This is a genomic window from Massilia scottii (genome assembly GCF_030846495.1).
In the GTDB taxonomy this organism is placed as follows: domain Bacteria; phylum Pseudomonadota; class Gammaproteobacteria; order Burkholderiales; family Burkholderiaceae_D; genus Telluria_A; species Telluria_A violaceinigra.
Map to the genome: position 1 here is coordinate 124,944 of NZ_JAVCWM010000011.1, position 13,830 is coordinate 138,773.

The 13,830-nt window shown below is 63.7% G+C and carries 12 protein-coding genes; 8 read left to right on the forward strand and 4 right to left on the reverse strand.

What is annotated here, in order from left to right:
• Positions 1-33: 33 nt before the first annotated feature.
• Positions 34-915 carry a hypothetical protein gene (locus RBA41_RS17240; protein ID WP_306625352.1) on the reverse strand — a complete coding sequence of 294 codons (882 nt, stop codon included), beginning with the start codon at positions 913-915 and terminating at the stop codon, positions 34-36.
• Positions 909-5,177, reverse strand: a complete 4,269-nt coding sequence (locus RBA41_RS17245) for an RHS repeat-associated core domain-containing protein (protein ID WP_306625354.1) — start codon at positions 5,175-5,177, stop codon at positions 909-911. Before RBA41_RS17245 ends, RBA41_RS17240 begins: the two co-directional genes overlap by 7 nt.
• A gap of 457 nt (positions 5,178-5,634) precedes the next feature.
• Between RBA41_RS17245 and minC the strand changes: the two genes are divergently transcribed.
• The 3 genes from minC to minE are packed head-to-tail and all read left to right on the forward strand — an operon-like array spanning position 5,635 to position 7,480.
• On the forward strand, positions 5,635-6,384 hold the full coding sequence (gene minC / locus RBA41_RS17250) for a septum site-determining protein MinC (RefSeq protein ID WP_306625356.1): 750 nt from the start codon (positions 5,635-5,637) through the stop codon (positions 6,382-6,384).
• 27 nt (positions 6,385-6,411) lie between these two features.
• A complete protein-coding gene (gene minD / locus RBA41_RS17255) occupies positions 6,412-7,227 on the forward strand; it encodes a septum site-determining protein MinD (protein ID WP_099873512.1) in 816 nt (271 codons plus the stop codon).
• A gap of 1 nt (position 7,228) precedes the next feature.
• Positions 7,229-7,480, forward strand: coding sequence for a cell division topological specificity factor MinE (gene minE, locus RBA41_RS17260; RefSeq protein WP_306625357.1), 252 nt, complete (start codon positions 7,229-7,231; stop codon positions 7,478-7,480).
• Positions 7,481-7,519: 39 nt separating this feature from the next.
• On the opposite strand, the gene RBA41_RS17265 is transcribed toward minE, so the two are convergent.
• On the reverse strand, positions 7,520-8,011 hold the full coding sequence (locus RBA41_RS17265; protein WP_306625359.1) for a hypothetical protein: 492 nt from the start codon (positions 8,009-8,011) through the stop codon (positions 7,520-7,522).
• A 243-nt stretch (positions 8,012-8,254) separates the two neighbouring features.
• On the opposite strand from RBA41_RS17265, the gene RBA41_RS17270 reads away from it, so the two are divergent.
• On the forward strand, positions 8,255-8,944 hold the full coding sequence (locus RBA41_RS17270; RefSeq protein ID WP_306625361.1) for a response regulator transcription factor: 690 nt from the start codon (positions 8,255-8,257) through the stop codon (positions 8,942-8,944).
• A gap of 43 nt (positions 8,945-8,987) precedes the next feature.
• Here RBA41_RS17270 and RBA41_RS17275 read toward each other — a convergent pair whose 3' ends face one another.
• Positions 8,988-9,617 (reverse strand): hypothetical protein, encoded by a 630-nt coding sequence (locus RBA41_RS17275; RefSeq protein ID WP_306625363.1) that lies wholly within the window; start codon positions 9,615-9,617, stop codon positions 8,988-8,990.
• 368 nt (positions 9,618-9,985) lie between these two features.
• Between RBA41_RS17275 and hemA the strand changes: the two genes are divergently transcribed.
• From hemA to prmC, 4 genes are all read left to right on the forward strand, one after another.
• On the forward strand, positions 9,986-11,260 hold the full coding sequence (hemA, locus tag RBA41_RS17280) for a glutamyl-tRNA reductase (protein WP_306625365.1): 1,275 nt from the start codon (positions 9,986-9,988) through the stop codon (positions 11,258-11,260).
• Positions 11,261-11,349: 89 nt separating this feature from the next.
• Complete coding sequence (prfA, locus tag RBA41_RS17285) at positions 11,350-12,426, forward strand: peptide chain release factor 1 (protein WP_306625367.1); 1,077 nt, start codon at positions 11,350-11,352, stop codon at positions 12,424-12,426.
• A gap of 94 nt (positions 12,427-12,520) precedes the next feature.
• On the forward strand, positions 12,521-12,994 hold the full coding sequence (locus RBA41_RS17290; protein WP_306625369.1) for a disulfide bond formation protein B: 474 nt from the start codon (positions 12,521-12,523) through the stop codon (positions 12,992-12,994).
• Positions 12,994-13,815 carry a peptide chain release factor N(5)-glutamine methyltransferase gene (prmC, locus tag RBA41_RS17295; protein WP_306625370.1) on the forward strand — a complete coding sequence of 274 codons (822 nt, stop codon included), beginning with the start codon at positions 12,994-12,996 and terminating at the stop codon, positions 13,813-13,815. The genes RBA41_RS17290 and prmC overlap by 1 nt, the downstream gene beginning before the upstream one ends.
• Positions 13,816-13,830 lie beyond the last annotated feature (15 nt).

Here is a 13,830-nt window from a genome sequence, read left to right on the forward strand (position 1 = left end):
TGGACCAGATGCGTTGCCGGCGGGCGCCGGCGATCAGAGCCGGATTTCCGGATAGTCGCCGAACCAGAATGCGAGGGCCTTCTTGTTGACGCCATCCGCGCCGGTCCAGAAATCGACGGGGTAGGCCCAGTCGGAGCTGTGCGATTTTGATGGCGCCAGCCCAGGATTGGTGAAGTGCGTGAGGTAACCCTTGTGTTCCTCCGTCTCCAGGATGCCCGCGATGCCCAACGCTTCCACCAATACCCGGCACTGATCGTTGGTGGCCTTGAAACCCTCGATTTTTTTCAGCTCTTTATGAAGATCCTTGGGTTTGGTCTTCGCATCCGCCGAGCGTAAGGTATCGAGAATGGCATTAAAAATACGGAAGTCATCCGCCGCCGGCTTTTGTTGAGCGAGCTGCAGATGCTGGGCCAGGTGGAACTGGATGACGTAAGGCACCTTCAGCAGCCCGATCGATCCATATTTGTAGCGATCCACGTTCCAGTCGGTGGTATCCATGTCCTTATAGACAGGAGCGGCGGAGCATACGGCGCAAAAGCCCGGGGCGGAGTATTTTGTAAAGCCGTGGTCAGGCATCGTCTGCATCATCGCAAATGGCGCGAGAGCGGCCCGGAAATCAGGGCGCTCCGCCGTAAAACTTGACAGGAAAAGATCGGTCACGTGCGATTTCTTGCACTGCTTCGCATACTCAAAGCACTTCCGAACCGCCTCGTCATGTTTCATGTCCACGGGGTCGAATGCCAATCCATGCTCTTTCAGGTAAGCGAATTCCTCGTCGGAAGTGACGCCCCGTATATCGATCCATTGCTGTTCGTCCGGCTCCAATGGGCGTTTTAAACGGGCATACGATTGCGATACGCTGTCATATTGCGCCAATAATTTAAGCGCTTTCTTGTCAACCGGTTTGTTCAACATTTTGTTCCCTTTAATGGTGTGCCCGACACTTGCCCCATTTGACTCGGTACCCGCCCGTTCAAAAAGGCCTTGCCCGCCTTGATTTTTGCAGGAGCGCTTTTCTTTTTGGGGTCGACCCCGCCGATTGCATTGCCCCGTACGCGATTCCCATTCTTTTTCCTGCGGCCGATGGTTCCCGTTTTATCGATGGCGATCCCCTCGATCCCCTGGGCAGTCAGCTTCGGCGTGCCCGGCGCGGTAATCCGGGTCATGGTGTCGCCCTTTCCGAAGCGAAAGCCATCCTTGCCTGTGTTATTGCCATGGCGTCGCGCCACATCCGCCATGGTCTGCTTGTCGCTCGCGCGGCCGTGGTAATACACTTTTCCCGAGCTGTCCGTTAAATGATAATTCCAGTCCCAGCCGAGCGGGTCGGCCCAGCCGGTCGGGTTGGGCACGTAGGCAAACAGATTGGTGCCGCCTTCCAGCCCGATCGGATCGGGGCTGATGTAGCGCCCGATATCCGGATCGTAAAACCGGAACGTGTTGTAATGCAGCCCCGTGCTCTGGTCGGCATACTGGCCCGGATAGCGCAACGGCTGCTCGATCCTCGACGCCATGGCCGTTTCGTCACCGATGTCGGCCTTGCCCCATGCCGTATAGCTGGCCGTCCAGGCCATCTCCCCACTTTCGTCCGTGACCTCCAGCGGCGCACCAACCAGATCCGTGTGAAAGTGGTAAATGCGCGAGCGCGGCTGCTCGCCGCCCGCCGCCGCCAGGGCCATGCCCTGGCCGATGGCCGTATCCACGCGCGCCAGCGGCGTGAAACCTTCATCCGGGCTGTAGATATAACAGCTGAGGGCGCCGTCGCGAATTTCCTGCACCATGCGCAAGCCTTGCCAGACGAAGCGGCGCCGTCCCTCAGCAGGGCTTGCTCCCGCCGTGCCGCGCAAGTCGGTCTTGGCGATGCGCCGCCCCAGAGGATCATAATCGAACAGCGTTTCCGCCGTCCCCCACGCGTCCTGCGTACTCACCTTGATCAGACGGTCGTCCGCATCGAACGAAAAATGCTGGACCTGGTTTGCGCCCTTGCGTTTGGTAAGCAGATTGCCCCAGGGATCGTAGTCGAAGCGCAGATCCTGCCATGCCTTGAGGCGGTTGCCTTCAATCCGGCCGCCGCTCTTGCGCGCCACGTCGTCGAGCAGGTTGCCCGCCGCATCCCAGGCGAAGGTTTCCAGGCGCTGCTGCGCGACCCGGTTCTGCTTGAGCATGCGGCCCGCCAGATCGTACTGATACTGGATGGCGCCGCGTATATTATCGCGCTGCTCTCCCAGTTCGCCAATCGGGTCGTAGCGGTAATTGCGCCACAAAAGACCAAGCCCGGCGCCATGCGCCTCCGTCTTGCGGGCGGAAGCCTGCCACAGGCGCCGCCCCAGTTTGTCGTAACCGAGTTTTTGCATGAGGACGCCCTGCGTGTGGGCGACTTCGCGGTGCAGGTCGTCGCGCTCGAAGTCGCTGATGACGCGCTCGCCCATGCGGATCTGGTGCACGTGGCCGGAGCCATAGGTGAGCGTATCGATACGCTGCTCATGCGGCAGGCGCAGGCCCGTGATGTTGTCGAGTTCGTCGAGTTCATAGTCGACCCGGCCTTCGGCGCCCTCTTCCGCGATCAAGCGCCCGGCGGCATCGTAGCCGAAGCGCAGTGCGCTTTCGGTGACGCCCAGCGCGGCGCCGGCCTCGGTCGGCATGCGCGCGGTTCCGGTCAGAAGGTCGCCTGCGCTCCACTCGTAACGGCTGATGGCGGTAGCGGTCTGCTTGACCAGCAGCCGGCCCACCTTGTCCCGCGTGAACAGCGTGGTGCGCAGGGCGCGCCCGGCTTGCCCCGGCGTGGGCGCACCGTGTTCGTCGAGTGCGATGATCTCGCCGGCGCGATCGTAATGGCGGTGCCGCTCGACCCCGTCCGGGCGTACTTCGCGCTCAAGGCGGTCGCCCGCGTCGTAGCTGAACAGATAGCGGGCGTCGGGGGCCGTCGCCAGTTCCACCGGGCGTCCGCGAACATCGTAGCGGTAGCGCGCGATGTGTCCGGCCGGGTCGACCGCCTCGATGACCTGGCCACGCGCGTTGCGCTTCCAGTGCCGGGTCTGGGTCGCATTGCGGCGCGCGAACGTCACCAACCCTGCGGCGTCGTACACATATTCTTCGACACTGCCGTCGGCCAGCTCGATGCGCGCCGGCTCGCCCGTTGGCAGGTTCTCGTAGCGCGTGACCTGGCCCAGTGCGTCGGTGAACGATGCAAGTTCACCGTTGATGTCGTACGTGTAGTGCGTGGTTTTGCCGGAGCAGTCGGTGTACGAGAGCAACTGGCCGCGCTCGTCCCAGCGCAGCTGCTGGCGCCCGCCACGGGCGTCCACGTGCACCAGCGGCAGCGCGCTCACGCCGGCCTCGTCGTATTCGTAGCGCTCCTCGCGTCCAAGCACATCCGTGGTGCGCAGCAGGCGCCCCGAAAAGTCGTACTCCGCCTGCCAGCGCTGGCCATCGGCGAAGGCAAGCTGGGTCACGCGCATGCTGTGGCCATCGTAGCCCGTGGTGGTGGTGCGGCCGAGCGGATCGGTTTCGCCGACGAGGCGGCCCATGGCGTCATACTCAAACACGACCTTGCGCTCGCCAGGCAGATCGAGCGTGGCCGGCGACCCCGCGTCGGTGTAGCTGATGCGGTAGACGCCGCCATCGAGGTCGGTGCATTGCACGACCTGGAAATGGGCATCGTAGATCCAGTGGGCGCTGCGTCCCAGTTCGTCGGTGGCCCGGGTCTGGCGGCCCGCCGGGTCGTACGCGAAGCGGGTGTGTTCGCCTTCGCTGTTGCCGCATTCGACAACGCGCGGCGCGCCGTCGATGATCTCCCAGCGGTATTGGCACACGAAGCCGAGCGCGCTGGTGTGGCTCGTCATCAGGCCGTCGGTATAGCTGAACTGGCGCGCCAGATTGCCGTTGGCGTCATGCACGCTGATCAGCTGGCCGAGGCTGTCGTAACCGTAGCGCACCAGCCAGGCCGGCGCGCCGCCGCGCACGCGCTCGATGCCTTCCAGGCGCCCGGACTGCGCGCCGTACGCCAGCCGCACCATCTGGCCGTCGCTGGTTTCGATCGACTGCAAGCGCTGCGCCGCGTCGCGGGCATAGTGCTGCCATTGGCCGCTACGGTCTTCGATCCGCAGCAGCGGGGCCGGCGCGCCGCCCGTCATGTCGAGCTGGCCGAAGTCGTAATACACATCGTTCACGTCGTACATGATGAAGCGGCCGTCGGCGCTGCGCGTCAAAAAGCACTGCTCGCTCTCGCTGAACTCCGCATGCCCGGGCTGCATCATGGGAAAACCGGTTTCGCGGCCCTGGCCGTCGCTGTACCAGACTTTGCCGTCACGCGCCTGCAGCCATACTTCCCAGGGCAGTACCCAGCCGCGGCCCAAGTCCCCGACGCGCTCCAGGTTGCTGCCATAAAAACGCGCGCCGGTCAGGGGAATCTGGCCGGGCAGGACGAAGTCGGTTTCCTCTTGCGCCAGCAGCAGTTTGCGGCCGGTGGTGACGTCGACCGGCTCGCCCAGCAAGCCCCCGATGGCGCGTCCGACCACGGGCGCGATGACGTAGCGGCTGAGCGCTTCGCCGGCGGCGAAGCCGGCCAGGAAGCGGGCCGCGCAGGGCAGTACCGCGCGCGTCAGCCCCCCGCCCGCCTTGCACAGCAGCTTGCCGATGCCGCCCACCGCGCCGGCGGCGGTGAAGGCCCAGTCGACCGCGGTGCGCAGCCCGGGCGGTATTTCGTCGGCCACGGGGAGATAGGGTTCCTTGCCGCCGCCGATGAAGACATTCGAGGAGCCGCCGGAAATCTTGGCGCCGCAGGTGATCGCGTCATCCTTGCGCGCGGCCGGCAAACCGTTGATGAAGACGTTGCCCGAGCCTTCGGCCACCAGCTGCACCGGGTTGTGCATGCTGCACGCCGCTGTACTGATTTTGGCGTAGGTCGCCGCCAGGCCATTGGTCCAGACGTTGAGGGAACCGGTCACCAGCGTTCCCGTCACGGTCGTACTCATTTTCCCGATCGCCTCGCCCAGACTGAGGATGCCCGACGCACCAAGGCCGGCGGCGAGGCCGGCGAGCAGGGCGACACCGAAACCGCAGGTGAAGGTGGCGAACGCCACCGCGGCGATCAGGGCAATGCCGATGAGCGCACCGATCAGAAAACCGGTCAGCGCATTGGTATGGGAGATGGGATCGGTGATGCGGGCAGCTTCAAACATGCTTTCCTCGATGTGGGAGATAAGAGCAGGCGCGACAATGTCCGGCCCGGCTGCTGGCGCAAACAGGCGTCTGGTGCCTGGACCTCCGGGCTGGCCGCGAGCAGCGCATCCCGGGTGCACAAGCACCGCAAACATTGCAATTATATAATAATAAATTTACATATAATCAATGTCTGAACGCCTGTTGCAGCAATGCCGGCCGTATCCCGCCGCACGCGCGGGGCGCATGCGAAATGAGGCCGGGCAATGACGGACTAGTCGTCCTGAGAGGCGCTACAGCAGCGTCGGCCGGGATATCCTTATTGAACAAAAGTGCTCGCTGCGCACCGCAAAAACCGGTTTGAAGTTGCCACGCGGAACATAAGTGGCAAGCCTCCCATAACCGCAATTTTCACAGTAGAATGCACGAGCCTGCGCCACTTTGGGCGGTGATCCGCCCATCCCTCACGACTCGTCTATGCTCAAAAGCCCGTCCCAACTGCCTATTGAAATCAAGATTTCCACCGTGGTGGCGATCTCCACGATTCTGTATTCGGCCGACCCGCTGGCGATCGACGCGGCACTCAAGCAGATGACGGGCGGCTCGGCCGATTTCTTCGAAGACGAATTCGCCGTGATCGATATCAGCGCCCTGGCCGAGAACGCGCCGCGCATCGACTGGGACAAGATGGTCACCTTGCTCAAGAAATATCACCTGAACGCGGTAGCGGTGCGCGGCGCCCCGGCGGCCATGCACGACGCGATCCGCGCGCGCGGCCTCTCGCTCGACGACGGCGCCAGCGGCGACAAGGAGCGCGCCGAAGCGGCAGTGGCGCCCGCGCCCGCGGCGGCGCAAGCGCCGGCGAGCGCCATCGTCACGCCCGGCACCATGATCATCGATACCCCGGTGCGGGCCGGCCAGCGCGTGTATGCGCGCGGCTGCGACCTGATCGTCACGGCGGTGGTCAACAACGGCGCCGAGATCATCGCCGACGGCAGCATCCATATTTACGCCTCGCTGTTCGGGCGCGCGCTGGCCGGTGCCTCGGGCAATGCGGATGCGCGCATCTTCGCCATGGCAATGCAGCCCGAGCTGGTCTCGATCGCCGGCGTCTACCGCACCTTCGAAGAAGGCTTTGCTCCCCAGCTGGCGCGCCAGCCGACCCAAATCCGCTTGATCGGCGACCGAATCGATATACTGTCGATCAGCCCGGCCTCCCGCGTTTAAATACCAGATACGAAAAAAGGACCCCCTGTGGCACGAATTATTGTTGTGACTTCCGGCAAGGGTGGCGTCGGCAAGACGACCTCCAGCGCCAGCTTTTCCACCGGCCTGGCCACGCGTGGCCACAAGACCGCCGTGCTCGACTTCGACGTGGGCCTGCGCAATCTCGACCTGATCATGGGTTGCGAGCGCCGCGTCGTGTACGACCTGATCAACGTCATCAATGGCGAAGCTTCGCTCAACCAGGCACTGATCAAGGACAAGCATTGCGACAACCTGTTCATCCTGCCGGCCTCGCAGACGCGCGACAAGGATGCCTTGTCGGAAGAAGGCGTCGAACGCGTGCTGCACGACCTGATCAACATGGGCTTCGAGTACATCGTCTGCGATTCGCCGGCCGGCATCGAGCATGGCGCGCTGATGGCGCTCACGTTCGCCGACGAAGCGGTCATCGTGACCAATCCGGAAGTGTCGTCGGTGCGCGATTCGGACCGCATCCTCGGCATCATCCAGGCCAAGTCGCGCCGTGCCCAGACCGGCGCCGAACCGGTCAAGGAGCACCTGTTAATCACGCGCTACTCGCCCAAGCGGGTCGAGAACGATGAAATGCTGTCGTACCAGGACGTGCAGGAAATCCTGCGCATTCCGCTGATCGGTATCATTCCCGAGTCCGAATCGGTGCTGCACGCATCGAACCAGGGCAACCCGGCGATTCATTTCAAGGGCACCGACGTGGCCGAGGCATACGAGGACGTGGTGTCGCGCTTCCTCGGCGAAGACTTGCCGCTGCGCTTTACCACCTATGAAAAACCAGGCATATTCCAGCGCATCTTCGGAGTGAAGTGACATGGCCCTGCTTTCATTCCTGTTCCCCTCCAAGCCGAAAAGCGCCACGGCGGCCAAGGAGCGCCTGCAGATCATCATCGCGCGCGAACGCGGCCACCGCACCGGCCCCGATTTTCTGCCGGCGCTGCACCGCGAACTGCTTGAAGTGATCTCGAAGTACACCCGCGTCAGCCCGGACGACATCAAGCTGTCGCTGGACCGCCAGGGCAACCTGGAAGTGCTTGAAGTAAACGTGGTGCTGCCGGATACCTGATCCGGACGCCAAGGCGGCGCGCCAAGGCGGCGCCGGACGCTAGGCGGTGCGCGCCGCCAGCAATTGCTGCGCCACCGTGGTGCAGGCGTCCACATGATCGTAGCCGAGCTTGCGGAACACCGTAAACCCGATCGCTGCCGAAGCGACCTGTCCGGCCAGCGGCACGAAGCGCGCGGCCGACTTGGCAAACACCCTCAGCCCGGTACGCTTGAGCAATTGCACCGCCAGCTGGCGCGTGATCAATTTACCCACCATCATCCCGCCCACCCCCGCGGCCGCCCCGTAGACGATGCGCTTGTAGGCCGGCTGCAGGTGCTCGACCTGCTCGGCGGTCAGGCCGAATGCCGTGTTGACGTCATTGACCAGGCCGGTCAGCATGGACAGGTCGGACATCACGTCCAGCCCCGGCACCGGCAGCGCCGCCACGCCGGCGGCGACGGCGGCGCGGTTGCGCACCATGCGGCGGCATTGTTCGCGGACTTGCAAAATCGCTCCCGGATTTTCCGGGATCAGTGTCCAGTCGACGTTCATGGCTCTCCTTTCGATATGTAAATTTCTTTCAAGACTCAAAATGTCGATTGAATTCGGCGTTTTTCCAGTGTACCGTGTTATCAGACGGGGGCATGGCACGACAGCTCAGTTCGTTGCCTCGTGTAAATTAATGTGTTTCACTTTAGTGTTGCTTTGGAAAAGTCTGTTATATTCAAAGTAACTATTCAGTAGCAATAGTAGAACGCCACCGACAACACGTTTTTACGTACGACACATGCCACCATGAGAATTGCCGTCCTAGACAATGACCGCAGCCAGGCGGACCTGATATGCCAGGTTCTTACCTCCGCTGGACACGTCTGTCAGTCGTTTGACAGTGGGAAGGATTTGCTGGGACAGCTACGCAAGGACAGCTTCGACATGCTCGTTCTCGACTGGCAGGTAGCCGACATGAGCGGCACCGAAGTGTTACGCCGGGCCAAGGAAAAGCTGCCGGGCACCACGCCGATGATGTTCCTCACCAGCAGCTCGGCCGAGGACGATATCGTGGCCGGCATCACCGCCGGGGCCGACGATTACATGGTCAAGCCGCTGCGCCGGGGCGAGCTGGTGGCGCGCGTTCAGGCACTGCTGCGGCGCGCCTATCCGGCCCAGAACGGGGCGGAACAGCTGCAGTTCGGACCCTACATTTTCGAAACCCGGCCGGGTCGCCTGCTCATGGACGGGAACGTGATCGAGGTCACCCACAAGGAATTCTACCTGGCACTGTTGTTTTTTCGGAATATCGGCCGGCCGCTGTCGCGCGCCTATATTCACGAGGCGGTGTGGATCCGCGAAACGGCCGTGCCGTCGCGCACCATGGATACCCATGTGTCGCGTGTAAGAAACAAATTGCAGTTGCGGCCGGAGAACGGATTCCGGCTGGTGCCGGTGTACAGCTATGGATATCGGCTGGAAAAGCTGGGGGCGTGAACCCGTGCGCGGCATACGCGCCATCGGCCGACTCCGCGTGGCGCTAACGCGGCCGGCAAGTGGCCCATGTGGCAGGCAGGGGATCGAAGCGAGCCAGCCATAGCACCAGTTGAGGATCAATCCACCCGATCACTTCCGTCCCCTTGGCGTGCCAATCGGGCAGGTCGGGAGTCAACCATATGAGTGGCTCGTGGTGGAATACGCGATTACGCAAATCGCGCATCTGATTCAGCGCTGAAGAGACGGCCTGCCGCTTGCGCAGCGCTTTCGGGCAGCGGGGAAAAACCAAGCGCAGATCTTTCCGGACGACCGTTGTATAGACGCCATTGAACAGCGAACTCCAAAAACCACAGGCCAACTCCGCGACAATCTTGTCGGGCGTGCCGATTTCGCCTCGCCGGTGCAGCTTGTCCTTCGCCCGCGTGACCTCGTTGGTCTGCCGCGCAAAGGCCGGATCGCCCGCCAACGCCTCCCACCAGTCGGGCCGTTGATACCGCGCGGACATGCGGCGGTGAATTCCGTTTCTGAGTGCAATTTCCAGAACACGCAACATGGGCGTCATGGCTCCCGCCAGCAGCATATTGTTCACATAGGCCGACGCGGCCTTGTGCTCATCGCCCGCGCACGAGGCCCGGTAACGTCCCAGCCGGGCAGTGGAAAAAGTGTCGCTCAAGGTCGATCCAGTTCATGTTGACCCCTGCTTGATTTTTGTGCACACGGTGCTATAATTTGTTGGCAGCCCTAGGAATGTCCTCTCCCAGCCACCCTTACTGGTGATGACACTAGGTAGGATTTTGGTCCCGTTCACCGGGGCCACCCAAATTCCAGACAAACCCGCCTTCCGGCGGGTTTGTCATTTTTTAGACCGATATTGCCAGGAACAGTTCAGTTAGCCCGGCATTGAACGCCTCGGCAACAAGCCCCCGAGGTTCCGCTTCATCGCCCGCCAGCGTTGCCCTCCCGCACCAAAACTACCCCCTTTCGGTAAGCCATTGACGCATCACGGTATAATGTCGGTATAACTCCGTACACTGTAAAGCCATGCAACTGCTCGCCGTCGGCCTCAACCACACCACCGCACCGGTCTCGCTTCGCGAGCAGCTGGCGCTCGCGCCTGACCAGCTCGGCCAGGCGGTGCAGGCGGCGCGCGGCTGGTTTGCCCGCATCGATGCCCGTGGCGGCGACGAAGCGGCGATCCTCTCGACCTGCAACCGCACCGAGATGTACGCCGCCAGCGATGTCGCCAATCCGCTCGATGCGAGCGCCCACTTCCTGGCCGATTACCACAAGCTCAACTTCGCCGAACTGCGCCCGCACCTGTACATGCTGCCGCACGATGCCGCCGTGCGTCATGCATTCCGGGTCGCCTCGGGGCTCGATTCCATGGTGCTGGGCGAGCCGCAGATCCTCGGCCAGATGAAAGACGCGATGCGCCTGGCCGACGAAGCCGGCGGCCTGGGCACCTATCTGCACCAGCTGTTCCAGCGCAGCTTCTCGGTGGCCAAGGAAGTGCGCACCACCACCGAAATCGGCGCCCACAGCGTGTCGATGGCGGCGGCCGCGGTGCGCCTGTCGCAGCGCATCTTCGACAAGATCTCCGACCAGAACGTGCTGTTCATCGGCGCCGGCGAAATGATCGAGCTGTGCGCCACCCACTTCGCGGCCCAGAACCCGAAAAACATCACCATCGCCAACCGCACCATGGAGCGCGGCGAAACGCTAGCGCACCGCTTCAACGGCAAGGCGATCCGCCTGGCCGCGCTGCCCGAGCAGCTGGCGCAGTTCGACATCGTCATTTCGTGCACCGCCTCCTCGCTGCCGCTCATCGGCCTGGGCCTGGTCGAACGTGCGATCAAGGCGCGCCGCCATAAACCAATGTTCATGGTCGACCTGGCCGTGCCGCGCGATATCGAGGCCGAAGTCGGCCGCCTCGACGACGTGTTCCTGTACACCGTCGACGACCTCGGACAGGTGGTCCAGACCGGCCTTGAAAGCCGCCAGGCCGCCGTGGCCCAGGCCGAGGCCATCATCGAAACGCGCGTGAAGTCGTTCATGCACTGGATCGACGACCGCGCCATGGTGCCGGTCATCCAGGACCTGCAGGAAAACAGCGAAGCGATGCGCCTGTTCGAACTCGAACGCGCCAAGAAAATGCTGGCGCGCGGCGAGGATGTCGACGCCGTGCTCGACGCCCTGTCCAAGGGCCTGACCGCCAAGTTCCTGCACGGCCCGCAGCAGGCGCTGCATCGCGCCCAGGGCGACGAGCGCGCCCGCCTCGCAACGTTGCTGCCGCAATTGTTCCGCGGCCGCCGTTAGCGCCCCGGCTTGTCGTTGCGCCGCGCCGCCGTCCTGCGGCCGCGGCTCCCGCCGTTCCCTGCCGTTCCTTACCATTTACCGAGCACCCTATGAAACCATCGATGCTGGCCAAGCTGGATCAACTGGCCAACCGCCTTGTCGAACTTGACGAATTGCTCATGAGCGAAGGCGCGACCTCGAACATGGACGCCTACCGCAAGATGACGCGCGAGCACGCCGAAATCGGTCCGCTGGTGGCGCTGTACAAGGAGTACCAAAGCGCCCAGAACGATATCGCCGAAGCGCAGGAGATGCTGTCGGACCCGGACATGAAGGACTTCGCGCAGGAAGAAATCGAAGGCGCCAAGGGGCGCGTGGCGCAGCTGGAGATGGACCTGCAGAAGATGCTGCTGCCAAAAGACGTCAACGACGAGCGCAACATCTTCCTCGAAATCCGCGCCGGCACCGGCGGCGACGAGTCGGCCCTGTTCGCCGGCGACCTGCTGCGCATGTACGTCCGCTTCGCCGAGCGCAATCGCTGGCAGGTCGAGACGGTGTCGGAATCGGTCTCGGACCTGGGCGGCTACCGCGAAGTGATCGTGCGCCTGATCGGCAACGGCGCCTACTCCAAGCTCAAGTTCGAGTCGGGCGGACACCGCGTGCAGCGCGTGCCGGCCACCGAAACGCAGGGCCGCATCCATACCTCGGCCTGCACCGTGGCGGTGATGCCCGAGGCGGACGAAGTCGAAGACGTCAACATCAACCCGGCCGACCTGCGCATCGATACCTACCGCGCCTCGGGCGCCGGCGGGCAGCACATCAACAAGACCGATTCGGCGGTGCGCATCACCCACCTGCCGACCGGGATCGTGGTCGAATGCCAGGACGACCGCAGCCAGCACAAGAACAAGGCCTCGGCGCTGAAGGTGCTGGCCGCGCGCATCAAGGACGTGCAGCTGCGCGAGCAGCAGTCGAAGGAAGCGGCCACCCGCAAAAGCCTGATCGGCTCGGGCGACCGCAGCGAGCGGATTCGCACCTATAACTTCCCGCAGGGCCGCATGACGGACCACCGCATCAACCTGACCTTGTATAAACTCGACTTCATCATGGATGGGGAACTGACCGAACTGACCAACGCGCTGGCCGCAGAACACCAGGCCGAATTGCTGGCGGCGCTGGGCGATTAAGCAGTTGGTAAGCTGTCCGTTGTAGACTGCGCATGCGGCGTACCCGCGCTGCATGTCAAGAGACGCCAATAAAAACACTTCTAGGACTTATCCGATGCCAAATAACCGCACGATCCTGATGTCACTCTCCGCCATCTGCTTCGCCCTGATTGGCGCGGCGCTGTACCTGCAGCACTACAAGGACATGCTGCCATGCCCGCTGTGCGTGATCCAGCGCTACGCCTTCTTCTTCTGTGGGCTGATCTGCCTGGCGGCGGCGTCGGCCAGGCAGTTCAAGCTGTGGAGCTTCTTCGGCCTGGCCGGTTCGCTGACCGGCCTTTTCTTCGCCGGCAAGCAGCTGTGGGTGCTGGCCCATCCGGGCCGCTCGTGCGGCATCGATCCGATGCAGACCATGCTCAACCAGGTCCCGACCGCGATTTACCTGCCCTGGATTTTCGAAGCCGACGGCCTGTGCGAAGATGCGGTCGACAAGCTGCTCGGCCTGACCATTCCGCAATGGTCGACCCTGTGGTTCGCCATCATCAGCGTCTCGCTGCTGGTCGTGCTGGCGCGCCGCAGCCCACGCTGATGGTCGCCGCCGGCGCCACAGTCGGCGCGCTGCAGGCACTGCTGCCGCTCGACCCGCTGGAAAACCGCATCCTGGCCTGCCATGCGCTGGGCATCACGCGCATCGGCATGATCACCCAGTCCGAACGGGTGCTCAGCGCAGCGGAGGCGGCCGCCCTGAACGCGCTGGTCGAACGGCGCATGCAAGGCGAGCCGATTGCCTACATCGTCGGCCGGCGCGAATTCTACGGCCTCGATTTTGCCGTCGACGCGGCGGTGCTCATTCCCCGTCCCGACACCGAACTGCTGGTCGAACTGGCGCTCGAACGCCTGCCGCTGCGCGGGCGCATGCTCGACATGGGCACCGGCAGCGGCGCCATCGCGGTGGCCGTGGCCCACACCCGGCCCGACGCCGGCGTCACCGCCCTCGACGTCAGCGCCGCCGCGCTCGAGGTGGCGCGCGCCAACGCGCTCGCCAACCGCGCCGCCGTGCGCTTCGTGCAAAGCGACTGGTTCGCAGCCATCGATGGCGAATCGTTCGACCTGATCGTCTCCAATCCCCCCTACATCGCCGACGGCGACGCGCACCTGGCCCAGGGCGACCTGCGCTTCGAGCCGGCGGGGGCGCTGACCGACCATGCCGACGGCCTGTCGGCCCTGCGCACCATCGTGGCCGGCGCACCGCGCCATCTGCCGCCCCAGGGCTGGCTGCTGATGGAGCACGGCTACGACCAGGCGGCCCAGGTGCGCGCCCTGCTGGCCGATGGCCGCTACTCCGAGGTGCAGAGCTGGCGCGACCTGGCCGGCATCGAGCGCGTCAGCGGTGGACGGCGCGCCGCGTAAGTTTCTGCGGTGCCG

Bases quoted from the DNA above. Each gene is read 5' to 3' on its own strand.
- minE (WP_306625357.1), top strand. From the start codon at position 7,229: ATGGCCCTGCTTTCATTCCTGTTCCCCTCCAAGCCGAAAAGCGCCACG.
- RBA41_RS17245 (WP_306625354.1), bottom strand. From the start codon at position 5,177: ATGTTTGAAGCTGCCCGCATCACCGATCCCATCTCCCATACCAATGCG.
- hemA (WP_306625365.1), top strand. From the start codon at position 9,986: ATGCAACTGCTCGCCGTCGGCCTCAACCACACCACCGCACCGGTCTCG.
- prmC (WP_306625370.1), top strand. From the start codon at position 12,994: ATGGTCGCCGCCGGCGCCACAGTCGGCGCGCTGCAGGCACTGCTGCCG.
- prfA (WP_306625367.1), top strand. From the start codon at position 11,350: ATGAAACCATCGATGCTGGCCAAGCTGGATCAACTGGCCAACCGCCTT.
- RBA41_RS17270 (WP_306625361.1), top strand. From the start codon at position 8,255: ATGAGAATTGCCGTCCTAGACAATGACCGCAGCCAGGCGGACCTGATA.
- RBA41_RS17290 (WP_306625369.1), top strand. From the start codon at position 12,521: ATGCCAAATAACCGCACGATCCTGATGTCACTCTCCGCCATCTGCTTC.
- RBA41_RS17265 (WP_306625359.1), bottom strand. From the start codon at position 8,011: ATGAACGTCGACTGGACACTGATCCCGGAAAATCCGGGAGCGATTTTG.
- minC (WP_306625356.1), top strand. From the start codon at position 5,635: ATGCTCAAAAGCCCGTCCCAACTGCCTATTGAAATCAAGATTTCCACC.
- RBA41_RS17240 (WP_306625352.1), bottom strand. From the start codon at position 915: ATGTTGAACAAACCGGTTGACAAGAAAGCGCTTAAATTATTGGCGCAA.